Source organism: Brevundimonas phoenicis, from assembly GCF_047237745.1.
Taxonomy (GTDB): Bacteria; Pseudomonadota; Alphaproteobacteria; order Caulobacterales; family Caulobacteraceae; genus Brevundimonas.
The window spans coordinates 520001-543131 of record NZ_JBDFLN010000001.1; the positions used below are offsets into that span (position 1 = coordinate 520001).

Here is a 23131-nt window from a genome sequence, read left to right on the forward strand (position 1 = left end):
GGCGGGACACGTGAAATCCTGTCTGAACATGGGGGGACCACCCTCCAAGCCTAAGTACTCCTCTACGACCGATAGTGAACAAGTACCGTGAGGGAAAGGTGAAAAGCACCCCGACAAGGGGAGTGAAACAGATCCTGAAATCGGAAGCCTACAAGCAGTCGGAGCCGCCAAGCGCGGTGACGGCGTACCTTTTGTATAATGGGTCAGCGACTTCATGTGTCGAGCAAGCTTAAGCCGTTAGGTGTAGGCGCAGCGAAAGCGAGTCTGAATAGGGCGCTAAGTTCGACGTATGACGACCCGAAACCAGGTGATCTATCCATGAGCAGGATGAAGGTAAGGTAACACTTACTGGAGGTCCGAACCCGTGAATGTTGAAAAATTCTGGGATGACTTGTGGATAGGGGTGAAAGGCCAATCAAACCTGGACATAGCTGGTTCTCCGCGAAATCTATTTAGGTAGAGCGTCCGACGAATACCCTGGGGGGTAGAGCACTGGATGGTTGCGGGCTGCGCGAGCGGTACCAATACTAACCAAACTCCGAATACCCAGGAGTACTATCGGGCAGACACACGGCGGGTGCTAACGTCCGTCGTGAAAAGGGAAACAACCCTAACCATCATCTAAGGCCCCCAAGTCATGGCTAAGTGGGAAACGATGTGGGATTGCTTTGACAATCAGGAGGTTGGCTTAGAAGCAGCCATCCTTTAAAGAAAGCGTAACAGCTCACTGATCAAGCGATCCTGCGCGGAAAATGTAACGGGGCTAAAGCCATGCGCCGAAGATATGGGTTTGCAGTTTACTGCAAGCGGTAGCGGAGCGTTCCGTAAGCCTGTGAAGGTCAACTGTGAGGTTGGCTGGAGGTATCGGAAGTGAGAATGCTGACATGAGTAACGATAAACAGTGTGAGAAACACTGTCGCCGAAAGACCAAGGGTTCCTGCGTAAAGCTAATCTGCGCAGGGTTAGTCGGCCCCTAAGGCGAGGCTGAAAAGCGTAGTCGATGGGAAGCAGGTAAATATTCCTGCACCAGCTAGAAGTGACGGATGGCATAAGTCGTCGGGGCTTATTGGATTGTTCCCGGCGGTGGCGTTGTCCCTGGAAATAACTCTAGCAGAGACCGTACCCGAAACCGACACAGGTGGTCAGGTAGAGCATACCAAGGCGCTTGAGAGAACTGTGCTGAAGGAACTCGGCAAATTGCACGCGTAACTTCGGAATAAGCGTGACTCACCCTGGGCAACCAGGACTGAGTGGCACAAGCCAGGGGGTAGCGACTGTTTAGCAAAAACATAGGGCTCTGCGAAGCATCAATGCGACGTATAGGGTCTGACGCCTGCCCGGTGCCTGAAGGTTAAAGGGAGGAGTGAAAGCTCCGAACTGAAGCCCAGGTAAACGGCGGCCGTAACTATAACGGTCCTAAGGTAGCGAAATTCCTTGTCGGGTAAGTTCCGACCTGCACGAATGGCGTAACGACTTCCCCACTGTCTCCAGCACAGGCTCAGTGAAATTGAATTCCCCGTGAAGATGCGGGGTTCCCGCGGTCAGACGGAAAGACCCTATGAACCTTTACTATAGCTTCGCCTTGGCGTTAGCGACCGTATGTGTAGGATAGGTGGGAGGCTATGAAGCCGGGGCGCCAGCTCTGGTGGAGCCATCCTTGAAATACCACCCTTACTGTCGTTGACGTCTAACCGAGGGCCGTTATCCGGTCCCGGGACATGGCGTGGTGGGTAGTTTGACTGGGGCGGTCGCCTCCCAAAGTGTAACGGAGGCGCGCGATGGTTAGCTCAGACCGGTCGGAAATCGGTCGTCGAGTGCAATGGCATAAGCTAGCCTGACTGCGAGACTGACAAGTCGAGCAGAGACGAAAGTCGGCCATAGTGATCCGGTGGTCCCGCGTGGAAGGGCCATCGCTCAACGGATAAAAGGTACTCTAGGGATAACAGGCTGATTTTGCCCAAGAGTCCATATCGACGGCAAAGTTTGGCACCTCGATGTCGGCTCATCACATCCTGGGGCTGGAGCAGGTCCCAAGGGTATGGCTGTTCGCCATTTAAAGTGGTACGTGAGCTGGGTTCAGAACGTCGTGAGACAGTTTGGTCCCTATCTGCCGTGGGTGTTCGAAGCTTGAGAGGATCTGTCCCTAGTACGAGAGGACCGGGATGGACATACCTCTGGTGGACCTGTCATGGCGCCAGCCGTGCAGCAGGGTAGCTAAGTATGGAATAGATAACCGCTGAAAGCATCTAAGCGGGAAACTAACCTCAAAACAAGGCTTCGCTGAGGATCGTGGAAGACTACCACGTTGATAGGCCAGGTGTGGAAGCGCGGTGACGTGTGAAGCTTACTGGTACTAATAATCCGATCGGCTTGATCGTTTCTCAGCAAAACTCATTCGATCTTACTTGTCGAAATCATAGACAATATCTTCTCATTCATGTGTGTCGGGTTGACCTGGTGGCTCTGTCGGAGGTTCCCCACCCGATCCCATTCCGAACTCGGTCGTTAAGACCTCCAGAGCCGATGGTACTTCGTCTTAAGGCGCGGGAGAGTAGGTCGCCGCCGGGTCTACCCGACACACATGAATGACTTCTCGATCCTTCTTCCTTTACTCACCGCCTTGCCGCGGGATGGAGCAGCCCGGTAGCTCGTCAGGCTCATAACCTGAAGGTCGTAGGTTCAAATCCTACTCCCGCACCCAAGCTTACAAAGCCCCGATGGCATACGCCACGGGGCTTTCTGCTGTCTGGGACACTGCGGGCCTTGCTCTGGAAAGAGGACTGGCTGCTCGAGCCGCAGACGTAGATCGTCTATCAGCATGTTTCGGTGGAATGAGCGCAGGACCAGTGCTCGAGAATAGGAAGTCGTCGCCGTGTTGATGGGTCTGGTCGGCTCAGGCGGGAAGATCCGCCAGACTCGACAACTCATCGTAGATCGCATCGCCTGTCCGGCTTTCGGCATTTCGCCAACTGGTTGCTGTCGTGGGGTTCACCAGAACTCCGTCGTTCGTAAGCACCAGGACGTTCGGCAGGCCGGGTAACTCCGGCAGCCCGAAACGACGCGCGATGCGCAGATTGTGGCCGTCACCGCTACGCGGCATCCCGATGTTCACAAAGACCAGTTCGTATTTGCGTTCGATGAGATTGGCGAAACGGCTGGTCTCCAGCCAACCGGCAAGCGCGCGGCTATCGCTGCACCAGTTGGCGCCCATCACCAGTAGAACCCGCTTTCCTGATTGCCTGGCGCGCGCCAGCGCGAGATCCACGTCGGCCGATGCATCGTCGCTCACATGATAGGAGCGGGCCTCCGGCTTCGTCGCCGCCACGAGCACAGGCGCGGGCGGGGGTGCAGAAGCGCAGGCCGTCACGGCGAGCGCCGCAGAGACGATCAGCATAAATTGTTTCACTAGGCGATCTCCCATGGACGGCGCGACCAGCGATGATCATCCATGCGATGTCCCCGGCGCCGAACCACGCTTCGCCACGAATTCGGCGCCCGGTCAAGCTGACAGCGCCTGCTGGCGCCGCCTGTCTTAGGCGGCAACGGCCAGATGTTGGAACCCGCCGCGGGGCTGGTTTTTGGCTTGTATGGCTTCCGGCGCCTCGTTTGGCCCTGTACCTGCAAAAACGTCCATTTATGCGTGGGCATAAGGACTATTCGCAGAGTGCCACGCCGTGGATGCGGCGCGTCCTGCCGGGCGTCTGAAGCATATCTTCGTCGCTGCGCCGGCGAAGCTTCAGGCAGCCTCTCTCCAGGGCGCAGCGGGCGGGCCAGGCTGTCGGCCTCCATCTCGCGCAATTGCTGGATCAGTATTTTCTCGCTGATGTCGGGAATGAGTCGCTTCAATGCGCCCAAGACGGCTCCTGACGGACCGAGGCGTGAACGCGCTGTGCGCCTGGCGGCGCGAGCTTATGGATGAGCCAGGCCCGCCGTCGCGTGCAAGGCGGCGCCGACAAGGAAGGCTATGGTCAACACGATGGACACGCGGTTCCTGGCGGAAAACAGGACGGGTTGCAGGACGGCCCTGAGCAACCAGAAGCCCGCGCCCGCCAAGGCCAGCACGCCCATGTTCTCGTCTGCTCTCAACCAGAACAGAGCGGCGCCATAGGCGAAGAAGCAATAGGTCAGCATCACATTGAGCGTTTGAGTGACGGCGATGTTGATCGTGCCGGATGACGCAAGCGTCGAGGGCCAGCCGAACAGCCGCCAGAACATCAAGTGAAAGAGACCGAAACCGATATCAAAAATCGACGCCACGACGGCATATGTCAAAATCGGCTCTCCGATTTTCGAGTGAGCGAGCGCCGGTCGATGACTATCTGATCCGTTGAGCGGAGGAAATGCGCAACGTCAGCGCAGGCGTCAGGTGCGGGGACATGATCGCGCTGTTGAACGATGCGCTTAGCGAGGGGGCTATACGACGCGGCGTCGAGGTCGATCAGGTTGCTTTCGATCTCATCGCCCCCATTCTTTGAGCGACAGGCCCGAGCCATGCCGCCGGGACGATCCGTTCTGAAGCTTCCCGACGTCGGATGACCTGACGAGGCCTGACGCCGCGTGTGGAGCCAACAGGTGAGCAGGCCTCCATTTACGATCAGTTGGCGGGGCTTCATCTTTGAGGGCTTCAAAGGAGGTGGCGCATGAGATTACGATCTCAGCTCAAAGGGCTGTTTGGGGTAGCGGAAGCTGAGAGGGGCTGAAAATGAAGACCTTCTATTTGCTGATGGCGCTGATCGGGACGATCATTCCCTGGGCGCTGTTTGGATCTTTCTTTGCGTTGAACGGAATTGATGTTCCGCTCTTTCTGCGCTCGTTGTTTGTGAATGGAGCGGCAGGCGGCTTTTCGGCCGATGTGCTGATTTCCATCCTGGTGTTCTTGACGTGGTCATGGCGAGACGCCGCCAAGCAAGGGGTGGCGCGATGGTGGCTGGTGCTTCCCGCTAGCGCCTTCGTGGGGCTGTCGCTGGCGCTGCCGCTCTACCTCTATTTGCGAGAGCGAGACTGAAAGCCGCGCTTGGTTCTGTACGGATGGGTTGGGCCGCTTACCTGGAGAGTCAGCCGAGCGCAGGCTCTTTCATCCATTTCCAATCACGCCGCGCGGACTGGTGATGCTGTTGCGGGAACCGAGTGTTGCGGGCTCAGCGCGGTCGCAGGCCCGGACAGGTCTGTGAGTTCGATCCTAAGGAGTTCGGCGGCCATGGGCGGGTCGCGGTTCGCGAGCACGGCCCCGACCACGACCACGACGGCGTCATACCGAGGGAAGGCGACCGCTTCGGAATTGACCCCGAGCGTGCCGCCGCTGTGGCCAAACCAGGGATGCTCCTCGAAGCTGCCGGTACTGAAGCAGAAGCCGTAACCCAGGTCTGGAAGGTTTCCGCGGGCGGGGCCCGACACGATCTATTTCTGCTGAAGCAGGCGGGCTGTTTCCGGTTTGACGAGACGGCCGGACTGAAGCGCGGAGAAGAACCGTTCCAGATATTCAACCGTGCTGAAGGCGCCGCGACGCAGGCGCGCGAGGCTTCGGTCTGTGCGCTGTGGTCTTGTGCTTGCGCTGCGACCGGCGACAGGAGCAGCAAGGCGGTGCAGAAAGCCGTCAGGGTTCGACGAGGCGATATTCTTTTGTTCTTGTTGGGGCGGTCAGGCGGCGTGCCCGGTTGTGTTGATAATGTGACAGCGCTAATATATTGAGTCGAACATGGCTAACAGCATCACTCTCGGCGCCCAATTGCGGCGTCTCCTCGAATTGCTCGACGGCGACGTCGAGACGGCCTACCGCCGGGCCGGCCTGAACTTTCGTCCGCGATACACGCCGATATTCCGGGCGCTCCTCAGGGAGGGCGCTTTGAGCATCAAGGATGTTGCGAACCTGGCCTGCGTCACTCACTCCGCAGCGAGCCAGACGATCGCGCAGATGACCCGGGAGGATCTGGTTCAAATCGAAATGGGGGGCGATCGTCGTGAACGCCTGGTCGGCCTGACGCCGCGCGCCCTGGCTATGACGCCGGACCTTGAGCGCTGCTGGGCGGCGACAGCGCGCGCCGCCGCGTCGCTGGACGAGGATCTGTCCTTTGAGCTGGAGCCCGTCCTACGCGAGGCTGTCGCCGCCCTGACGGCTAAGCCGTTTCTGGATCGAATGGTCGGTCCGCAGGACGCTTACAAGAAGGATTGAAGCGGCCTTGCGTGGGCCTTTGGTTCCGGCCGGGGCGGCGTCGTTGCTTCTGCATCCGGCGCCCTTGATGATCGCGGGTGGCTTCTGGGCCGCTCGTCCCGATGTCGTCCATATCCCGCGATCCGGTCTTCGAGGTCGAACTGGTCGAGGAAGGCTTCGACCTGGCCATCCGGGTTAACCCCGCCCCGGACGACAGTCTGATCGGACGGTGTTTCGCCCACGACGACATGCTGCTCGTAGCGTGCCCGACTGTGTTCGACAGGGTGGAGAATGAGGCCCCGAACAGCCGCTATGCCAAAGGCGGCTCTCCAGTGATCGAGCGATAGATCATGTGGCTCGCACGGGTGGCGGCGTCCTGCGTCAGATTCCTGTTTCGATCACCAGGCGTCGGGTTCGCGGACCATGTGCACGATGTTGGCGGGGTTCATGATCCAGCCGCCGCGAAACGCTTCGCCCAGCGGTTCGATCGGGTCGCAGCGTACGGCGCCGCCGTCCTCCAGCCGTCGCAGGGCGGCGCGGTGGTCCGGAGCGAACAGTTCGAGCCAGACCTCGGCCTGGGTCAGGGTCTGCGACTCGTCGATCCAGAGCTGGTTCGGGCCGAGCTTGAAGCCGACCGCCGGCGCCTTTTCGGGGATGCTCTCCAGCCCGACGACGTCGCGATAGAAGGCGACGACGGCCTGATGCTGGTGGCTCGGCGCCTTCATGGCGATGTTGACGCCGCCCTCGATCTTGATGGTCATGCGTGGTCCTCACTTGCGGTTGTTGCTGGTGGGCAGGACGCCGCGCATCTCTGAGGGATAGAAGCCCTCGCGCAGGTTGATCCCGTGTTCGAGCCAGGCCTTCATCGCCGACAGCATGGCTGTCCAGCCTTCGCAGTTGGCGAAGGAGGCCTTCTTCCCCGCCGCGTCGTCGGCCCATCCAGACTCCGCGATGGTGACGAAGGTCGAGCCGTCGTCCAGAGGCTCGAAATCCATCACGATACGGGTCTTGAAGGCGGGCTGTCCGTCAGCCGTTTCCGCATCCCAGCGCAGCACGATGCGCTGGTCGGGCGTGATCTCCTCGACGTCTACGGCAACGGAGCCCCACCAGATGACGACGGCTCCTGGCGTCAACGGCGCGCCGGCGCCGCCCAGAGTGGTGAAATAGCCGCTCAGCTTGGTCGGGTTGACCACTGCGTCGAACACCTCGTGAGGCGGCTTGGCGATGCGCCCCGAAACCGTGAAACCCAAGGACATGTCCGAACCCTTCGTGCTTGCAGGAGGTCAGTTTATGTTATAAAAAAATAACATGTCAAACGAGATGGAAGATGATCGTGTTTTCAAGGCGTTGGCTCACTCTCGTCGTCGACAGATGCTGGACTGCCTGAAGGATGGTCCCGTCACGACCGGCGGGCTGTGCGAGCGTTTCGACGACATGGACCGCTGCACGGTGATGCAGCATCTGAAGGTGCTCGAAGGCGCCGGTCTGGTGGTGGCGCGAAGGGAAGGGCGCGAGCGCTGGAACCATCTCGACGCCCTGCCGATCAAGCGCATCCATGACCGCTGGATCAGCGAATACGCCGGACACGCCCTGTCTCTGATTGACCGACTGAAAGGCGATCTGGAGGGGCGGGCCTGAAAGGATCGGGCTGATCCTGCAGTTCCGCCCGCGCGACGCCCAGCGCCGCCGTCCACCATGCGAGTTCGTCGAACAGGGCCGTCGCTGAGGTGTTCAGGTGGTCGAAATCCTCGAACCCTCGTCGGCCCGCGGCGATGTCCAGATAAGCCTCCATGCCGACATGGACGGCTGAGCGCAGGGGCGCGAGCTGCAGCTCGATGCAGATCAGTCTCAGGTGCTCGATGGCGCGTGCGGCGCCCACGCCGCCATAGCCGAGGAAGGCGGCGGGCTTGCGGTTGAACTGAACATAGGCGTGGTCGAGCGCGTTCTTCAGCGCGGCGGGAATGCTGCGATTGTACTCGGCCGTGAGGAAGATGAAGGCGTCCATCTCGCCGACCCTGTCCGCCCAACGTCGCGCATGGACGCATTGCGGCGGCGAATAGGCGGGGGCGGCGGCTTCATCGAAGAGAGACATGGGATAGTCCCTCAGATCGATCGTTTCGGCTGCGAATTCGGGGCGATCTGCCAGACGACGCAGAAGCCATTGCGTCGGCTTGTCGGCGAAACGGCCGGTGCGCGTGGTGCTGATGATGAGGCCGAGGCGAAACGGTTTCATGGCGAGGCGTCCTTCCGGGGTTCTGATCATCGGCGCGGGCGAGCGGATGAGATGAACAGGCTTGAGGCGACGACGGCGAGGCAGGTCGCGGCGGCCGCCAGCGACACGCCGACGAATATGTTTCCCGCCAGATGTTCGGCGGCTTCGGCGCTGAGCGGAGAAATGAACTGGCCTAGGAAGAGGCTGGCGGCGGCGACACCTGTGAAGCGTCCGCGCCTGTGCGCCCGGGGCCGAGGCGAGCACGAGGCCGCTGACCGTGGGCAGAAGGAGGCCGGCCGAACAGCCGGCGATCGCCATGCCCAGCAGAACCAGCTGATAGTCGCCGAAAGCCGCGCACATCTGGCCCGCAGCGATCGCCGCAAAGGCCGCCGCGATGATGGCGGACGGCGCGTGGCGACTGCGGATCCTGCTGTAGAACGCCGCGGTTACGCCGCCGGAAAAGGTGCACAGGGACAGGGCGTATCCCGCCAGCCGGGGATCGACCGCGCCGTTCGACGCCAGGTGGAAGGGCAACTGCACCGGGATGACGTAGAACAACGCCATGCCCAGGAAGGCTGAGGCATAGGCGAGAATCAGCGGCCGCCATCGGGTCGTCTCGGCTTGTTCGCCTGAGAGCGACGCGGCGACGGGCGACGACGAGCGGGGCAGATGCCGCAGCGCTATGGGGATCAGCGCCAGGGCCAACAGATAGACGGCGAACGGCAGCCGCCATCCCCAGGCGGCGAGCAGGCCGCCCAGAAGCAGGAAGAGCATGCCTCCGAAAGACGCGGCCGAGCCTTGCAGGCCGATGACGCGCTGTCGTTGCTCATTGGCGTAGAGCGCGCCGACCAGGGTGAGGCTGGCGGTGCTCATGCCGGCGATGGCCGCTCCGAGCGCCGCACGGGAGACGAGGAGCGTAGCGAGGTCGGGCGCGTAGAGGCCGACGGAGCCAGAGATGGCGAAGGTCAGGGCGGAAACGACCAGGATCCCGCCGGCGCCGAGTCGGTCGACCAGCGCCCCGATGAAAGGCGCCAGCAACGCGATGATCAGCGCCGGAAGCGTCAGCGCGATCTTGACCAGAAACGCCCCGTTGGGCGTGTCGGCGAAGGCTTCCGCCATGCCGGGCAGGGCGGGCGTGATCGCCGTCGCCGCCATGGCGGTGAGGCAGCTGGCGCCGACCAGGGCGGTCAGGGCGCCGTTGCGCGCCGGGGCGGAGGCGTTCCGACGTCTCTGTCTGAAAACGATGGAGAGAGGGGGCATGCAACGTCGCTTTCTCGTTTTTGCGCGTGCATCAGGAATGATTGCCAGGCCAATATCGCGGTAGTCTCTGGAATATGGACTGATTGTCTATAAATATGGACAGTGAGGAAACGTGAAGCTGAACGACCTCTTCTTCTTTGTTCATGTGGTGGAAAGCCGGGGATTTGCGGCGGCGTCCAGATCTTTGGGCGTCCCAAAATCGACGCTCAGCAAGCGCGTGGCTGAACTTGAGATTGATCTAGGGGCGCGACTGCTTCACCGCACCACGCGACAGGTCGCCCTGACGGACGTCGGCGAGAGCTTCTTTCGCCATGCGAAAGCCGCCTTGCTGGAAGCCGAGGCCGCCGGCGACGCCGTACGGCGTCGGCTGTCGGAACCGCAGGGCCTGGTTCGCATCTCGGCGTCGTCCACGACGGTTCAGACGAATCTCGCCGATCTGTTGCCGGAGCTGGCGCGCCGCTATCCGAAAATTCAGGTCGGGGTCGTCGTCACCAGCCGATATGTCGATCTTGTTCAGGAAGGGATCGATGTCGCGATCCGCGTTCATCGGGGCGTGCTTCCGAACTCGGATCTGGTCCAGCGCCGGCTCGGCTATGCTCCCAACTACCTCGTGGCGTCGCCGTCCTATCTGGCCGAGCATGGAAATCCGGCGCGGCCCGAGGCGCTGGCCGCGCACGCCTGCGTCGCGCCGGAGACGTCGGCCGCCCCATTCACCTGGACCTTGCTGGGGCCGGAAGGCGCGGTTGTGAGCGTTCAGCCCGCTGTGAAGCTTTTTGCGGACGACCCAGTCCTGATCGTGAAGGCGGCGCTGGCGGGCATGACCGTGGCAAGCCTGCCTCATCGCCTGGTCCGTCCCCACATTGAAAGCGGCGGCTTGGTGCGTCTTTTGCCGCTGTGGGAAATGAAGGGGGCGACGACGACGCTTCTCATGCCTCATCGCAGGGGGCAGCTGCCTTCCGTTCGCGCGGTCGTCGACTTCCTCGCGGAGCAAATGGCGGCGTGACGCGCCGTCTTGACCCTGACGTGGCGTGAGGGCGCAAACCGCCAATTGCGGAGGCATGGCGAGATGAAGGCCTATACGGTCAATGCGGTGGCGAGAATGGCGGGCGTGTCGGTGCGCGCCCTGCACCACTATGACGCGATCGGTCTGCTGAAACCCGCCTTCATCGGGGCGAACGGCTATCGCTACTACAGCGAAGACGAGCTTCTGCGATTGCAGCAGATCCTCATTCATCGCGAGCTGGGAATCCCGTTGGCTGAGGTAGGGGCCATTCTGGATGCATCTGGTTTTGATCGTCTGGAAGCTTTGCGGAAGCAGAGAGGCAGGCTGCAAGAACAGGCCGCGCGCTATGCCGAAATGGTGAGAACGATCGACCGCACGATCTCTCGACTCAAAGGAGAACGCGCCATGAAGGACGCGAACCTGTATGCGGGATTTGTTTCGCCCGAAAAGCAGGCTGAGTATGAGGCTTGGCTGACGGACAAATACGGGCCCGAAACCGAGGCGCTGATCGCCCATAGCCGCAAGCGGGCCAAGGACATGACCCGCGACGAGCGCGAAGCCCATATGCGGGAACTGGCCGCAATCGAAGAAGGCTTGGCGGACGCCCTGCGACGCGGCGCGTCGCCCCAGGCTCCGTCGCTGGATTCCCCGAAGGCGCCACCATGCTTGGGTCGCTTCAAGTTGGGGGCGAGCGCTTTCGCCCGGCATGTACGCCGCGCTGGCCGACAACTATGAGCACCCGGACTTCAAGCTGAGATACGAAGCCGTAGAGCCAGGCTTTGCGGATTATATATGCACTGCGATGCGAAGCTGGGCTGAACGCGAGCATATCTTGGCGCGTCGCGGCTATCGGGCGCGGCGACGACCTCATCCAGGTCATGGATGAACTGGCCGACGGCTATGGCGGGCTCGAGCCGTGACCTGCTTTCCTGATCGCTGGCGATATGGCGGTGTTCCGCTGTGGCGTCTCAGAAGTCGGAGCGTCAGGTGGGGGTTAGTCGTCGCGGAGGGCGTTCACCGGTCGAGCCACGGACAATCGCCAGATTTCGGTGACCGCTGCAAGGACTGAGGCAAGGCTCAGGACGGCCGTCGCCGCCAGAATCGATGGCGGCGCGAAACTGACTTTGTCGGGATAGGCGGACAGCCACCATTGCGTACCGATGACGCCTGCAGCCGCTCCAAGGATAAACCCTGCGCCGACGGGCATGAGGATGCGGCGCGCGAGTAACCGGCCAATGTCCGAGGTCTGAGCGCCGAATGCGCGCCGCACAGCCGCTTCCTTGCGCATCTGCCTCGCCCGATCGAGGGTCATGGCCAGCACGCCTACCGCCGCTGTCGCGGTGAGCACGGCGGCGAAGGCTAGGATCAGCCCCCGGAGTCGAATGAGATCGGCGAAGGCGATATTGACCTGATCGCGTAGGGAGATGCGGTCCACGGGGGCGCTTGGGAAGGCTGTGGAGATGATGGGGTCCAAGACTTGAACAGCCTCCGCCGGCGCGATCAGAAAACCTGCAGGCCCCCCGTCGTGCACAAAGGCGACCGCGGCGTTTCCGCCTCGAATGCGCCCCATGGGCAGGTCGGCCACAACCGCCGACACGCTCCAGGTGACGCCAGGGCGGTCGGTGGACAAAAGGGCGCCGATCGCATCTGAGGGCGCCTGGAAACCGAGGCGTCGCGCCGTGGTTTCGCTGATGGCCGCAGATTGGTTGCGTGCGTCCCGGCCGGCTTGGGCGTCTTCCAGGTTTTTCGGGGGGGCGCCGGCGATCAGCGAGGCTCCCAGCATTTCCAGAGAATTGGGAAGCCAACTGGCGGTGGCGATTTCGACCGACCGGCCATCCATAATGACGATCCGCTGCGATACTGCTCCTTCCGTCGGCAGAACGCCGGCGAAGGCTACGTGTGATGCGCCCAAGACGGCGCGGGACTGAGCGAGCAGAGAGTTTCGACGAGGGTCTTCGGCTGCAAGCGTTTCGGGAAGCCGATAGGCGCTGAGACCGTCGGGAGTGAAACCGAGTGTGGCGCTTGCAAGATGAGCCAGTTGCAAGCTGACGGCGACCGCGAAGATCAGCGTGGCCGCGCTACCGGCGATCTGGGTCGCGACGAGAGAGGAGCGGATCCATTTCATTCCGGGCAGACTGACGTCGCGTGCGCCTAGAACTTCGCGAGGCCGCATGCGTGTCGTGATCCAGGCGGCGTATCCGCCTGCGATCAGCCCGGATCCGCAGCCCGCCGCCAGCACCGCCGCCAGCGTTGTCAGGTCGGGCCAGCGCGGCAAAGGACGATTGATCAGGGTTCCGAAGGCGTCGGAAAGCAGAAAGGCGGCCGCCAGACCGATCAGGCCTGCGGCCAAACCCGAGATCACGGCCTGTCCGATGACGCCCCTGGCGATGTGGGACCGACCCGCTCCGAATGCGCGGCGTACGGCGATGGCCGGGGCGCCAACCAGGGTTTGCGACAGGTTGAGGCTGGCTGCATTGAGGCTGGCGACCAGTACGATCACCAGGGCGACGGCGACCAGCAGGAAGAGTGATCCTTGGTCCAGCCGCGAGCCGTCGGGATTGGCGCCCAGGGCGACCGCCTGTTCAAGATCCCGAAGGGGTACAAGGTGATGCGACACCTGCAGGCCGACGCCGCCGGCGCCAGGGTTGGCGGCGACGAAGCGGCCGATGGCGGCCGTGGCGTGGCGATTGGCGATGGCGGCGATCCGTGGAATCTGATCGGGGTCGCTCGCCCGGACGAAAGTCGTCGCCCCGCCGATCGAAAAGGTCAGGCCGGCAGTGACGGCGTCGGACAACCGCAGGGAGCTGGCCGCTCCCCTGCTCGAGATGAAAGCGCGATCACTCGAGAAGCTGGAGTTGCGGTCGAGATCGTCAATGACGGCGACGACCGAATAGCCCTGGCTGCCGATCATCACTGTCTGGCCTGGGTGATCGGCGCCAAACAGCTCTCTCGCGAGGCTGCGGGTTATGATCAGCCCATCCGGGCGGGCGAGGGCGCGCTGGAACGCAGAGGCGTCTTCGCCCAGATTAAAGACATCGACGATGCTCGGATCTGCTTCGGTGATGGCGACCCAGTAGGTCTTCCCGTCGATTTCGATCGGACGCGGGTCGTTGTCGCGAGCAACCCGAGCGACCACCAGGCGCTGTTCGCTCGCGGTCAGGGCAGGGGCCAGGTCTGAAAGCCCGGAGGCCATGGCGACGGCGTCCTGACCGCTCCGACCGACACGGGTGTAAATCTGATACACTTCGTTCGCGGGGTCGAAACTTGCGTTGTATCGACGCTCGTGCTGGACGGCGGCGGCCACAAGGCTGAAGGCGGTGAAGGCTACGGCCAGGGCCGCGAGTGTAAGCAGGCGAAGCGGCGAGGGGCTTCTCATTTCTAGGGACGCCTATCCAGGCCGATGACCTGACCGTCTTTCATGCTGATGCGCCGCTGAGCCCGCTCGGCCAGCTCTGGGGCGTGAGTGACGATCACTACGCCGGCCCCGGTGTCGGTCAGTTGCTCGAGCAACTCCATGATGGCGAGGCTGTTCTGACTGTCGAGATTGCCGGTCGGCTCATCTGCCACAATCAGTTTCGGTTTGGCCGCGAGGGCGCGGGCGATAGCGACGCGCTGCTGTTGGCCGCCCGATAGCTGAGAGGGGTGGTGAGACAAGCGACCGCCGAGGCCGACTTGCTCGAGCAGATCTGTCGCGCGTGAGCGTCGGTCGCCCGCTGATCGATCCACATAGTGGAGCGGCATTTCGACGTTCTGGAGAATGGTGAGGTCTTCGATTAGGTTGAAGGCTTGGAATATGAAGCCGATGTTGCCGCGTCGCAGTCGAGTCAACTGGGCTTCGTCATGATGGGTGAAGGTCGAGCCGAACGCCGTGACCGTGCCGCTGTCTGGGAAGTCCAGCAGTCCCAGCAGGTTCATGAGGGTCGATTTTCCACAGCCGGAAGGGCCAGACACGGAAACGAACTCGCCAGCCGAAATGCTGAAGTCGACATCGCGAAGCGCATGGGTGCGAATGTCGGTAGATGTATAGGCCTTCGAGACCTTTTCGAAACGGATCAATTCGCTCATGGCGTTTCTCCCGTCAGGTCAATGACCTTGGCGTCGCCGAAGTCGCGGTAGCTAGATATGATGACCCGCTCGCCGGTCTTCAGGCCGGAGATGACGGCCACGCGGTCGGGCGCGCGGATGCCTGTGCGAATGTCGCGACGTCGGGCGGTGCGCCCATCGGCGTCGATGACAAATATCCATGAACCCGACGTCTGCTCGAGGAAGGGCCCGGCCGGTATGCTGGGAAAGGCGCCGGACGCCGCGAGATCAATGCGTCCTTGCAGGGATTGGCCAGGGTTCAGCTGGACGTTCTCGCGTAGCGCCAGTTCGACACGAAAGCCGCCGTCTCGAATGTCCGGCGAGACATGGGCCACCTCAAGAGGCACGACCCGACCGCTGATCTCGATCGATCCTGGTTGACCTTTGCGAACTCGTGAAACGTAGAAGGCGTCGAGCTGGGCTACGATGAGAACTCCCTTGCCCGGATCGACCTGGGCGAGCGGATCGCCCGCCGAGACGGCTTCGCCAGTCTGGAGGTCCAGGCCGAGCACGCGTCCGGCGACGGGCGCGCGCACAACGAAGCCGTCCAGTTGCCCAAGGGTCGCCGCCTGATTTTCCCGTAGCTGGGCGAGATAGGCGCTGGCGGCCGATTCCTGGCTGCGTCGCGAGGGGCCGTTGCGCTCCATTACCACGCGCAGCTCCTCGGCTACCCGTGTGCGGAATTGCAATTGCTCTCGTTGGGGCGCGACGTAGGCCTCGTTGACCAGATCACGCTCCAGCAGGACTTCCTGACGTCTCAGCCGCTCCGCAGCCTCGTCACGCAGGTGGGCGGCTTCGAGATAGGCGCGCCGATCCTGGTTCCCGGCATCTGACAGGCCGGTCTGCGCCGTGGAGGTCGTGAACATCTCCGCCTGTATCCGCGCCAATCGGTCGCTGATGGCCAGTTCACGTTCCGGATTGGACAGGGTAACGATCGGGGCTCCCGCTTGGACCGTATCGCCGGATCGGAGGTGGATTGTGGCGATGCGACCGGTCTCTGGGGCTGTGAGTTGAACCAAATCCATGGGTACGACGCGGCCGACGAAAGCGGCCGCCTCGGTGATCTGGCGGGTTTCAACCTCGGCTGTGCGCACGCTGGCGGCGGAAACGGAGAGATCGCCGGCGCGCTGGAGGGACAGATAGACAAGCGCCGCTAGCAGGACCGCGCTGGGAACGGCGAAGATGGATAAACGCCGCCAGCGTCGCCAACGCTTCTCACGCCCTGAGAGGGGCTCATCCATTCCGGAGACTGGTGAGGTGGGAAAGGGTAGACTCATAATGGGCTGCTTCGGCAATCATTCGGGGAGGGAGCGTCGTCGGCGTCGCTGGACCACGCCTCGAAGCGTCTGTCCCAGTCCTCCGAGGTCGCCATGCCGACATCGGCGCCCAGTCGAGCGATCCACCCGAGGGGGGCGCCGCTTTGTTGGATGTCTCTGGCGATCAAGCCCAGAGCGTCGGGTTTTTCCAGGCTGTCCAGGAAATCGATAACGGCGCTCGTCTGTGCGTAGAAATCGTCAGCCGACGTCGATGTGAGGCCAAGCTCAGCCAGAGTGAACTCCAGCACGATCGGTTGATCAGGAGATGCGGCTCGGGCGCTCGCCACCTCGGCCTGCAGTCGCTGGCTGGCGAACACGGGGTGGGCTTGCGAAACGAAGGTGCTGAACGGGGTCAACCGCCCGTCGTCGACGAGCGCGGCGAAGCGTCGACGGCGATCTGCGCGAGACGAAGGGGATTCCAGAGCGACGCCGGCGGCTTCATCCAACCAATCGGGCGCGTCGCCGCCGTACTGAGGCTTGTTCACGTTTGGAAGCAGAGCGTGCAGTAGGAACAGATGGCCCAACTCATGTTGGATCGAAGATGCGGCTTCGGCTTTGGACTGCTCATGACTCCTGGCCTCGCGCGACGCCCCGGATCGATCGAAATTCCAGGGCAGCACCCAGCCGCGCCGATCTTCAGGGAGGGCTTCGAACAGCCCTACCGCGCCGGTGGTCATGACCGCGCCGGGCGGAGCCGCCGCATTGAAGCGCCGGCTGAAACAATGGCGCGCAGTGATCATGGCTTGCGCGATCTCATCAGCATCGATCGCAGTTGGGGTGACAAGATAATCTTCCCCCGTCGAGAACCAGACGGCGTCGTCGAGATCAATCGACACGGGAGAGGGAATGGGAGCGAGCCTGCTTGTCGGCTCGGCCGGCGTCGCGGGGTCGCTCACCAGTATTGCGGCCGCAAGAGACACCATGCCGAGGCTTCGATTCATGCTTAGCGGACGCGCTGGACAGAAAAGCGATTGCTTGATCCGCCGATGCGCACGGTTCCGGTTAGACGTGCGCCGTTGATCGTGCCCCGAAATTCGTGAACCGGGTTTGATGGCAAGGTGAAGGTCACGATATCGCCGCGGCGCGTCACGCTCTGGATCGGATTTCGGTCCGAGGTGAGACCGATGATTTGAAAACGGCCTGCGCGTTCGTCAGGGTCGAACCATAGATTGATGGGATGCTCAGTGTCGCCCAGCCCCATGACGCCCGTCCAGCGGCCGGCAAGAGGCGCTTGCTCATGCTTGGCTGAGATGTCCCGCGATGCATCCTGGAAGTTGGGCGGTGTTGCGAGAGCAAGAGCGACGGAAGCGATGATCGAGGCGAACATGTCGCAAGGCTCCAGATTTGCGGATTGGGGTGATGTGGCACGCCGACATCGTCGGCGCGCCGTCTCATCAATAGACGGTGGTGCCGTCCGGATAGACGATGATCCGCACGACTTCTCCGTTACGGATTTCCGCCATGGAGGGGGCGGCGAAACTGAAGCAAGCGCCGGCTAGGACGGTGATGGCGGCGATGGTGCGAAGCGTTTTCATGGTGTTTTCCTCCCAGATGGCCGAACCAACTTCGGCGGGAGAAAGTTGTCGCAAGTGTGTATCTTGAGGTTGTCTGATCCGTGATGCCTTGCGGGTCGATGGACACAATCGCGATACATTCACGGGGGACAAGATAGGATGACGTTTAGTGACGCGAGAATCCTCGTCGTCGATGACGACGCCGGCATCCGCTCGGGGATATCCGATTATCTTTCCGGCTTCGGTTTCCGTGTCGGCGTCGCCGCTGACGGAGTGCAGATGGACCAACACCTGGCGTCCGAGCCGGTGAATCTGGTTGTCCTGGATGTGATGATGCCAGGCGAGGACGGGCTATCGATCTGCCGCCGTCTCAGTGATCGCGGCATCCCCATTCTCATGCTCAGCGCTCTGGGTGATTCCGCTGATCGGGTGGTGGGGCTGGAACTTGGGGCGCTGGACTATCTTCCCAAGCCGTTTGAACCCCGGGAATTGCTGGCGAGGGTTCGTGCTCTGCTGCGCCGTCCATCCTCAGATACGATCAGCGCGATGTCGCGGACACGCCTCTATCTCGGCTGGCGGTATGACGGGGATAGCCGTCGTCTGACGCGCCCCGATGACAGCAGCGTTGTTCTGTCGTCGGGACAGGGCGCGCTGTTGAAGGTGTTTCTGGATCGCCCCGGCCGCTTGTTAAGCCGCGACCAATTGATCACATTGACGCGGGGAGGCGAGGCTGATGTCTTTGATCGCTCTATTGATCTTGCTGTCAGCCGGTTAAGGCGGTTGCTCGGCGATCATGGCGTGACGCCGCTAATCGAGACCATTCGAGGTGAAGGCTACCGCCTGAAGCCTGAACGGGAAGGCTTGTGATCGTCTGGCTGCGTTCGATTACGGGTCAGGTTTTCGGGTTGGCGCTTGTCTGCGTGCTGACAACCCTGGGCGTCGGACTGTTCGTAACAGTCATCATGCCCCCGCCTCCACAGGCCTCCATGCGGGTGCGGGATGTCGCCCAGGCGGTGAAGACCGGACAGGGGGGCGCAGAGTTGGCGATCCGGACGATGTCCATGCCTGCGGTCGCGCCGCAGACCACTGCGCAGCCCGCGCCGATCATCGCTGAGGGTCTGGCCCATGCCCTTGATCTGGACCTTGCCGATGTGCGGGTGACGATGAAGTCCGACGAAAGCCGAGGCTCCGGCACAAATCTCACTATCCTCAATCTTCCGCCAGGAACCCTGATGGCCGGCGCCCCTCCGCCCTCGGTCGCCGAACTTGTTGCGACAAGCGACATTACATTCCCGCCGTTCCAGGCGGCCGTGAGGCGTGGTTCAGAGTGGGTCGTCGTTGCGCCGACGTCGTCCTATCTTTCAGTCTGGCATATGAAGCTCGGTCTGGCCTTCCTGGCGGCGGCGACCATCCTGGCGATCCCCACGCTCTGGTTGGCGCGTATCTTCACCCGCCCTCTGCGCAAACTCGCCGCAGCGGCTGAGGCGATCGATTCCGGACCCAATGCGCCGTCCTTGCCTATCGGGGGCCCGACCGAAATCCGGACCGCTGCAACGGCCCTGCGCGCCATGCAGGAGCGTCTGAACGCCAATCTTGAGCAGCGGACCCAGATGCTCTTCGCCATTGCCCATGACCTGCGGACGCCGTTGACCAGTTTGAAGTTGAGACTGGAGGGCGCCGGTCCTGGCCTGAAGCGGGTGATGGGGCCGGAGATTCTTAGGATGCAGGCGATGATCGACCAGTTGCTGCAGTTCGCAGCGCGGCCGGCCTCAAAGAGCTTCGAGACGCTGGATCTGGCGGGGCTTGTGCGGCAAGCGGCCGATCGTCAGCCGAACTGTACGATTGTCGTGCACTCGCCCGAGGTTCTGATCTTTTCAGGAGATCCCCTCGATCTCTCTCGCCTGCTGGACAATGTGTTTTCCAACGCAGCAAAATTTGGCGGGCCTGGTCCCGTTCATGTCCATCTTGATCAGACCGGCACGCAAGCGCGCCTCGTCGTCCGGGATGCAGGGCCGGGGATGCCGGACGATCAACTCACTGATGTGCTGGAGCCCTTTGTTCGGATCGAGCGATCAAGGAGCGCCGAGACAGGCGGCGTCGGGCTGGGGTTAGCCTTGGCCAAAGCGGTGGTGGAGCGGCACGGCGGGTGGATTTCCTTATCAAATGCGAAGCCGCATGGTCTCATTGTCTCGATCCATCTGCCTCTTGGCCGCGGATGAAGCGCTTCGATATAGGCAATAGCGGTTGTGACCTGCGGCATTGAAGGAACGGCAGGTCGGTTGCGAATGCCATATCGGCAATCGGCGTCGGGACGAGGGCGCATCGGTCGTTTGAGGGTTTCATGCGAATTGCGTCATTGGCCTCGTCGCGCGTGTGAAGGTTACGCGCGGGCGTCACGTCACCCTCGTGCCGACATGAAGGCGTAACGCGGACCGCCTTGTTTGGCAGGGCCGTAACGATCTTAGCTCGAAGATGATGTCGTCGTGCGCGGCCGGGCGACCTTGTGCGGTTCGGCGGGATCAACGCTCGGGGCAATGACAGGCTGTCTGGTTTGGGCGCATTTTCTTTTGGGAAGTCGAGCGCTGTGCATGTTTTTGCTTCCGGCGTACTTGAATGAGAGTTGGTGGCGTGAATTGGATTTCAGATACTTGTTGATTTCGAGAACATGTGTTTGCTTGCGTGTTATAACTTATCGTTTTGGTGATTTTTGATGTATTGTTACTCCGTAACGTTGTAATTGGGTTGGCGGATGCTAGATGGGCTGAATGGCTCGTCGGTTCGCCCGATCTCGATGGTTTCTCGCGTTCGTCGCGATGCTCCTGTCCCTGTGCGTCTTGGCGCCGGTGGCGGATGCGGCGACGTGCGCAGTCGAGTTTGATCCGTCTCATGTCGTCGCGGTTGTGGAGACGGGCGATACGCATCAGGACGACGCTGGCGCTGCGCACGGAGCCTGCAGTCACGGCCATTGCCATCATGGCGTGAAGGCGCCGACGGACGTTTCTGTCGAGACGGCGGCCGATTTCGGCGGTCTGCGTCGTTTGCTCGAGCCTGACCAGACGTTGGCGTCCGTCTCGCTCGATGGCCTGAAGCGCCCGCCCAGAACCTGACGGGATCCCGCGCGCCCTGTCGCGCGTCTCGTGTCAGATTTTCTGGGAAAGTAAACCATGCATCCCCCATTTCGCCTGCCGCCGCGCTCTGCGGCCGGCTGGGCGCTGGCCGCGCTTGCGGCCCTCCTCGCCGGCCCCGTCTGGGCTGATCCGGCGCCGTCCTACGCCGTTCTGCTGAAGCAACTCGGCCAGACGCCGGCTGCCGTCGAAGCGGACGCCCTGAGCGACGCCGCCGAGGCGCGAGTCCGTCAGGCCCGCGTTCGGCCCAATCCCAACCTGTCCATCGACCTCGAGAACGTGATCGGGTCCGGTCCCTATTCCGGTCTCAGCGCGGGCGATCTCAGCCTGGCGTTCAGCCAGAATCTGGAGTTGTGGGGCCGCCGCCCCGCAAGGGTGAACGCCGCCCGCGCCGATGCCGGTGCGGCGGCGTTGCGCCGCGACCTGACCGTGGTCGACACGGCCGGGCGATTGGCCCTGATCTACGCCGAGGCCGAGGCGGCCCAGCGCCGCGCCGCCCTGGCCGAGGAAGCGCTGACCCTGGCCGTGGCGGACGCCCGCGCGGCCCTGGCCCTGGTCGAGGAAGGGCGCGAACCCCTGCTGCGCGGCATCCAGGCCGAAAGCGAGGCCGCCGCCGCCCGCGCGAGCCTCGATGAAGCCAAGGCCGAGCGCGACGCCGCCTTCACCCGCCTGAGCGCCGTCGCCATGCTGCCGACGCCCGCCACCTCGATCGAGGCCGGGCTGCTGGATGCGCCGACAACGCCGTCCGCGCGGTCCGAACGCGACGCGCCGACGGTGCGGGTGGCCGAGGCCGAGGCCACGGCGGCCGAGCGCCGCATCGACGTCGAGCGCATCAACGGCCGCCCTGACGTCACCGCCAGCGTCGGCGTGACCCGCTTCGGCGAGAACGATCAGACGGCCATGACCTTCGGCCTCAGCCTGCCCTTGCCGCTGTTCGACCGGAACCGGGGAAACATCGACGCCGCGCGCGCCGAGCACCGGGCCGCCGAAGCGCGCGTCATGCAGGCGCGTCAGGACGCCGGAGCCGACCGGGCCGCCGCGGGCGCGCGTCTGGCGTCTTCGGCCAGCCGGGTGTCGGCCGCCGATGCGGGCGTGACCTCGGCCGAGGAGGCCTATCGCCTGTCGCGCATCGGCGCCGAGGCCGGGCGCATCTCGCAACTGGAGCTGCGCACCGGACGCGCGGCCCTGATCAACGCCCGATCCGCCGCCGTCGACGCCCGCATGGCGCGCGTCCGCGCCGAAATCGATCTGGCGCGCCTGGAAGGCCGCGCCCCCTTTGAAGGAAGCCGCTGATGCGTAAGCCGTCATCGAACAAGAAAGTCCTGATCGCGGGCGCCGCCGCCGTCGTCCTGCTCGGCGGCGGGATGCTGGCCCTGACGCTTAGCCGATCCGATCCGCCCGTCGCCGAGAAGGCGGAGACCGAGGCGGAAGGCGAAGCCGCCGAAGCGCCCGAGGGCGTGGTCGAACTGACCGCCGAACAGCTTCAGGCGGCGGGCATCTCGGTCGTCGCCGTCTCGCGCGGCGGGGGCGGCGAGACGCGCCTGTCCGGCCGGGTCGAGGCCATGGTCGACGCGCGCGCCGCTGTCGGCGCCGTGGTCGGCGGCACGGTCGAGCGGGTGCTGGTCGCGCCGGGTCAAGCGGTCCGCGCGGGCCAGCCGCTGGTCAGCCTGGTCAGCGGCGACGGCGCCGCCCTCAGGGCCGAGATCGATGCGGCCTCGGCCGCCGCGACCGCCGCGCGTCAGGCGCATCAGCGCAACCGCAACCTGGCCGATCAAGGCGTCGTCGCCCGTCAGGAAGTCGAGGCCTCGCAGGCCCAGGCCGCCAGCGCCGAGGCTATGGCCCGCGCCGCGCGGGCGCGGGCGACGGCGGCGGGTTCGCCCAACGCCTCGGGCCGGATGAGCGTCGTCAGCCCCATCTCCGGCGTCGTGACCAACGTCCAGGTCGGACCCGGCGGCTTCGTCGCCCAGGGCGCGGTGGTGGCCGAGGTGACCAATCCGGCGCGGGTCGAACTGGTCTTCAACGCCCCGCCGCCACTGGCGGCCGAGGTGCGCCTCGGCTCGCACGTCCGCGTTACCGGTCCGCAGGGCGAGTTCAACGCCCTGGTCACGGGCGTCGCCGCCGACGCCGGGTTGCAGGACAGCGGCGCGACCGTGATCCGCGCCCGGCCCGAGGGCGGCCGCCTGCCGCCCGCCGGATCGCCCGTCACCGGCGCCGTCGTCACCGAAGGCCAGTCCGGCGGCGCCCTGACCGTGCCGTCCGAGGCGGTGCAGACCGTCGACGGCGCCACGGTGGTCTTCGTCCAGGCGGACGGCGGCTTCCGCGCCCAGCCGGTGCTGGCGGGGCGTCAGGCCGGAGGCTCCACCGAGATCCTGCGCGGCCTGACCGGAAACGAGAAAGTCGCCTCGGCCAACGCCTTCCTGCTCAAGGCCGAACTGGCCAAGGGCGAAGCCGAGCACGGCCACTAAGGGAG

25 protein-coding genes, 1 tRNA gene, 2 rRNA genes and 1 pseudogene (1 of these 29 only partly in view) are annotated in these 23131 nt (G+C 63.3%); 17 read left to right on the plus strand and 12 right to left on the minus strand.

All coding sequences use genetic code 11. The features are described 5' to 3' along the window. The 3 genes from ABC419_RS02500 to ABC419_RS02510 form a co-directional block, all read left to right on the plus strand. A 23S ribosomal RNA gene (locus tag ABC419_RS02500) occupies nt 1-2378 on the plus strand (it extends 403 nt beyond the left edge of the window). Nucleotides 2379-2453: 75 nt separating this feature from the next. Further along, nucleotides 2454-2568, plus strand: a 5S ribosomal RNA gene (gene rrf, locus ABC419_RS02505). A 56-nt stretch (nt 2569-2624) separates the two neighbouring features. After that, a tRNA-Met gene (locus tag ABC419_RS02510) sits at nt 2625-2701 on the plus strand. 192 nt (nt 2702-2893) lie between these two features. On the opposite strand, the gene ABC419_RS02515 is transcribed toward ABC419_RS02510, so the two are convergent. Genes ABC419_RS02515 through ABC419_RS02525 form a run of 3 tightly spaced genes read right to left on the minus strand, consistent with a single transcriptional unit; the run spans nt 2894 to nt 4272 of the window. Further along, nucleotides 2894-3394: a thioredoxin family protein gene (locus ABC419_RS02515; protein WP_412876467.1), complete on the minus strand. Its 501-nt coding sequence runs from the start codon at nt 3392-3394 to the stop codon at nt 2894-2896. Between the two features lie 11 nt (nt 3395-3405). After that, nucleotides 3406-3855, minus strand: a complete 450-nt coding sequence (locus ABC419_RS02520) for an HxlR-like winged helix-turn-helix transcriptional regulator (protein WP_200167846.1) — start codon at nt 3853-3855, stop codon at nt 3406-3408. Nucleotides 3856-3909: 54 nt separating this feature from the next. After that, nucleotides 3910-4272: a hypothetical protein gene (locus ABC419_RS02525; RefSeq protein WP_412876466.1), complete on the minus strand. Its 363-nt coding sequence runs from the start codon at nt 4270-4272 to the stop codon at nt 3910-3912. A 430-nt stretch (nt 4273-4702) separates the two neighbouring features. Here ABC419_RS02525 and ABC419_RS02530 point away from each other — a divergent pair, with 430 nt between their 5' ends. From ABC419_RS02530 to ABC419_RS02545, 4 genes are all read left to right on the plus strand, one after another. After that, nucleotides 4703-5005, plus strand: coding sequence for a DUF2834 domain-containing protein (locus ABC419_RS02530; protein ID WP_200167843.1), 303 nt, complete (start codon nt 4703-4705; stop codon nt 5003-5005). Nucleotides 5006-5130: 125 nt separating this feature from the next. Next, complete coding sequence (locus ABC419_RS02535; protein ID WP_412876465.1) at nt 5131-5688, plus strand: hypothetical protein; 558 nt, start codon at nt 5131-5133, stop codon at nt 5686-5688. 55 nt (nt 5689-5743) lie between these two features. Beyond that, entirely contained in the window at nt 5744-6169 is a 426-nt protein-coding gene (locus tag ABC419_RS02540; protein ID WP_412876464.1) for a winged helix DNA-binding protein, read from the plus strand. Nucleotides 6170-6270: 101 nt separating this feature from the next. After that, nucleotides 6271-6495, plus strand: a complete 225-nt coding sequence (locus ABC419_RS02545; protein WP_412876463.1) for a hypothetical protein — start codon at nt 6271-6273, stop codon at nt 6493-6495. 51 nt (nt 6496-6546) lie between these two features. Here ABC419_RS02545 and ABC419_RS02550 read toward each other — a convergent pair whose 3' ends face one another. Together ABC419_RS02550 and ABC419_RS02555 are read right to left on the minus strand one after the other, a co-directional pair. Beyond that, a complete protein-coding gene (locus tag ABC419_RS02550) occupies nt 6547-6909 on the minus strand; it encodes a hypothetical protein (RefSeq protein ID WP_412876462.1) in 363 nt (120 codons plus the stop codon). Between the two features lie 9 nt (nt 6910-6918). Further along, nucleotides 6919-7404 carry an SRPBCC domain-containing protein gene (locus ABC419_RS02555; protein ID WP_412876461.1) on the minus strand — a complete coding sequence of 162 codons (486 nt, stop codon included), beginning with the start codon at nt 7402-7404 and terminating at the stop codon, nt 6919-6921. A 52-nt stretch (nt 7405-7456) separates the two neighbouring features. Here ABC419_RS02555 and ABC419_RS02560 point away from each other — a divergent pair, with 52 nt between their 5' ends. Next, nucleotides 7457-7786: an ArsR/SmtB family transcription factor gene (locus ABC419_RS02560; RefSeq protein WP_412876460.1), complete on the plus strand. Its 330-nt coding sequence runs from the start codon at nt 7457-7459 to the stop codon at nt 7784-7786. On the opposite strand, the gene ABC419_RS02565 is transcribed toward ABC419_RS02560, so the two are convergent. After that, nucleotides 7716-9620, minus strand: coding sequence for an MFS transporter (locus tag ABC419_RS02565; protein WP_412876459.1), 1905 nt, complete (start codon nt 9618-9620; stop codon nt 7716-7718). The genes ABC419_RS02560 and ABC419_RS02565 overlap by 71 nt on opposite strands. Before the next feature lie 112 nt (nt 9621-9732). Between ABC419_RS02565 and ABC419_RS02570 the strand changes: the two are divergent. The 4 genes and pseudogenes from ABC419_RS02570 to ABC419_RS02585 all read left to right on the plus strand — a co-directional run. Next, a pseudogene (locus ABC419_RS02570) lies at nt 9733-9906 on the plus strand (LysR family transcriptional regulator); the annotation flags it as partial. Nucleotides 9907-9945: 39 nt separating this feature from the next. Next, on the plus strand, nt 9946-10623 hold the full coding sequence (locus ABC419_RS02575) for a substrate binding domain-containing protein (protein WP_412877979.1): 678 nt from the start codon (nt 9946-9948) through the stop codon (nt 10621-10623). Nucleotides 10624-10686: 63 nt separating this feature from the next. Beyond that, nucleotides 10687-11358: a MerR family transcriptional regulator gene (locus tag ABC419_RS02580; RefSeq protein ID WP_412876458.1), complete on the plus strand. Its 672-nt coding sequence runs from the start codon at nt 10687-10689 to the stop codon at nt 11356-11358. Continuing rightward, the gene (locus tag ABC419_RS02585) at nt 11330-11509 is read left to right on the plus strand and encodes a hypothetical protein (protein ID WP_412876457.1); all 180 of its coding nucleotides are present in this window, start codon (nt 11330-11332) and stop codon (nt 11507-11509) included. Before ABC419_RS02580 ends, ABC419_RS02585 begins: the two co-directional genes overlap by 29 nt. Before the next feature lie 108 nt (nt 11510-11617). On the opposite strand, the gene ABC419_RS02590 is transcribed toward ABC419_RS02585, so the two are convergent. The 6 genes from ABC419_RS02590 to ABC419_RS02615 all read right to left on the minus strand — a co-directional run bounded on the left by ABC419_RS02590 (nt 11618) and on the right by ABC419_RS02615 (nt 17557). Continuing rightward, on the minus strand, nt 11618-13999 hold the full coding sequence (locus ABC419_RS02590) for an ABC transporter permease (RefSeq protein ID WP_412876456.1): 2382 nt from the start codon (nt 13997-13999) through the stop codon (nt 11618-11620). 2 nt (nt 14000-14001) lie between these two features. Continuing rightward, nucleotides 14002-14688, minus strand: a complete 687-nt coding sequence (locus ABC419_RS02595) for an ABC transporter ATP-binding protein (protein ID WP_412876455.1) — start codon at nt 14686-14688, stop codon at nt 14002-14004. Further along, on the minus strand, nt 14685-15983 hold the full coding sequence (locus tag ABC419_RS02600; protein ID WP_412876454.1) for an efflux RND transporter periplasmic adaptor subunit: 1299 nt from the start codon (nt 15981-15983) through the stop codon (nt 14685-14687). The genes ABC419_RS02595 and ABC419_RS02600 overlap by 4 nt, the downstream gene beginning before the upstream one ends. Beyond that, complete coding sequence (locus ABC419_RS02605) at nt 15980-16945, minus strand: hypothetical protein (RefSeq protein ID WP_412876453.1); 966 nt, start codon at nt 16943-16945, stop codon at nt 15980-15982. Before ABC419_RS02605 ends, ABC419_RS02600 begins: the two co-directional genes overlap by 4 nt. 20 nt (nt 16946-16965) lie before the next feature. Further along, the gene (locus tag ABC419_RS02610; protein ID WP_125901886.1) at nt 16966-17349 is read right to left on the minus strand and encodes a hypothetical protein; all 384 of its coding nucleotides are present in this window, start codon (nt 17347-17349) and stop codon (nt 16966-16968) included. A 67-nt stretch (nt 17350-17416) separates the two neighbouring features. Beyond that, entirely contained in the window at nt 17417-17557 is a 141-nt protein-coding gene (locus ABC419_RS02615) for a hypothetical protein (RefSeq protein WP_412876452.1), read from the minus strand. A 138-nt stretch (nt 17558-17695) separates the two neighbouring features. Here ABC419_RS02615 and ABC419_RS02620 point away from each other — a divergent pair, with 138 nt between their 5' ends. The 5 genes from ABC419_RS02620 (at nt 17696) to ABC419_RS02640 (ending at nt 23126) form a co-directional block, all read left to right on the plus strand. Next, nucleotides 17696-18403 (plus strand): response regulator, encoded by a 708-nt coding sequence (locus tag ABC419_RS02620; protein ID WP_289648362.1) that lies wholly within the window; start codon nt 17696-17698, stop codon nt 18401-18403. Continuing rightward, complete coding sequence (locus tag ABC419_RS02625; protein ID WP_412876451.1) at nt 18400-19755, plus strand: sensor histidine kinase; 1356 nt, start codon at nt 18400-18402, stop codon at nt 19753-19755. Before ABC419_RS02620 ends, ABC419_RS02625 begins: the two co-directional genes overlap by 4 nt. 546 nt (nt 19756-20301) lie before the next feature. Continuing rightward, a complete protein-coding gene (locus ABC419_RS02630; RefSeq protein WP_125901889.1) occupies nt 20302-20643 on the plus strand; it encodes a hypothetical protein in 342 nt (113 codons plus the stop codon). A 57-nt stretch (nt 20644-20700) separates the two neighbouring features. Beyond that, complete coding sequence (locus tag ABC419_RS02635) at nt 20701-21954, plus strand: TolC family protein (protein WP_412876450.1); 1254 nt, start codon at nt 20701-20703, stop codon at nt 21952-21954. Continuing rightward, complete coding sequence (locus tag ABC419_RS02640) at nt 21954-23126, plus strand: efflux RND transporter periplasmic adaptor subunit (protein WP_412876449.1); 1173 nt, start codon at nt 21954-21956, stop codon at nt 23124-23126. The genes ABC419_RS02635 and ABC419_RS02640 overlap by 1 nt, the downstream gene beginning before the upstream one ends. Nucleotides 23127-23131: the final 5 nt, after the last annotated feature.

Excerpts from the sequence above, each read along its gene's own strand:
- ABC419_RS02555 (WP_412876461.1), bottom strand. The coding sequence starts at position 7,404 with ATGTCCTTGGGTTTCACGGTTTCGGGGCGCATCGCCAAGCCGCCTCAC.
- ABC419_RS02545 (WP_412876463.1), top strand. The coding sequence starts at position 6,271 with ATGTCGTCCATATCCCGCGATCCGGTCTTCGAGGTCGAACTGGTCGAG.
- ABC419_RS02515 (WP_412876467.1), bottom strand. The coding sequence starts at position 3,394 with ATGCTGATCGTCTCTGCGGCGCTCGCCGTGACGGCCTGCGCTTCTGCA.
- ABC419_RS02600 (WP_412876454.1), bottom strand. The coding sequence starts at position 15,983 with ATGAGTCTACCCTTTCCCACCTCACCAGTCTCCGGAATGGATGAGCCC.
- ABC419_RS02580 (WP_412876458.1), top strand. The coding sequence starts at position 10,687 with ATGAAGGCCTATACGGTCAATGCGGTGGCGAGAATGGCGGGCGTGTCG.
- ABC419_RS02620 (WP_289648362.1), top strand. The coding sequence starts at position 17,696 with ATGACGTTTAGTGACGCGAGAATCCTCGTCGTCGATGACGACGCCGGC.
- ABC419_RS02635 (WP_412876450.1), top strand. The coding sequence starts at position 20,701 with ATGCATCCCCCATTTCGCCTGCCGCCGCGCTCTGCGGCCGGCTGGGCG.
- ABC419_RS02590 (WP_412876456.1), bottom strand. The coding sequence starts at position 13,999 with ATGAGAAGCCCCTCGCCGCTTCGCCTGCTTACACTCGCGGCCCTGGCC.
- ABC419_RS02630 (WP_125901889.1), top strand. The coding sequence starts at position 20,302 with ATGGCTCGTCGGTTCGCCCGATCTCGATGGTTTCTCGCGTTCGTCGCG.
- ABC419_RS02550 (WP_412876462.1), bottom strand. The coding sequence starts at position 6,909 with ATGACCATCAAGATCGAGGGCGGCGTCAACATCGCCATGAAGGCGCCG.
- ABC419_RS02565 (WP_412876459.1), bottom strand. The coding sequence starts at position 9,620 with ATGCCCCCTCTCTCCATCGTTTTCAGACAGAGACGTCGGAACGCCTCC.
- ABC419_RS02605 (WP_412876453.1), bottom strand. The coding sequence starts at position 16,945 with ATGGTGTCTCTTGCGGCCGCAATACTGGTGAGCGACCCCGCGACGCCG.
- ABC419_RS02530 (WP_200167843.1), top strand. The coding sequence starts at position 4,703 with ATGAAGACCTTCTATTTGCTGATGGCGCTGATCGGGACGATCATTCCC.
- ABC419_RS02585 (WP_412876457.1), top strand. The coding sequence starts at position 11,330 with ATGTACGCCGCGCTGGCCGACAACTATGAGCACCCGGACTTCAAGCTG.
- ABC419_RS02640 (WP_412876449.1), top strand. The coding sequence starts at position 21,954 with ATGCGTAAGCCGTCATCGAACAAGAAAGTCCTGATCGCGGGCGCCGCC.
- ABC419_RS02615 (WP_412876452.1), bottom strand. The coding sequence starts at position 17,557 with ATGAAAACGCTTCGCACCATCGCCGCCATCACCGTCCTAGCCGGCGCT.
- ABC419_RS02560 (WP_412876460.1), top strand. The coding sequence starts at position 7,457 with ATGTCAAACGAGATGGAAGATGATCGTGTTTTCAAGGCGTTGGCTCAC.
- ABC419_RS02595 (WP_412876455.1), bottom strand. The coding sequence starts at position 14,688 with ATGAGCGAATTGATCCGTTTCGAAAAGGTCTCGAAGGCCTATACATCT.
- ABC419_RS02610 (WP_125901886.1), bottom strand. The coding sequence starts at position 17,349 with ATGTTCGCCTCGATCATCGCTTCCGTCGCTCTTGCTCTCGCAACACCG.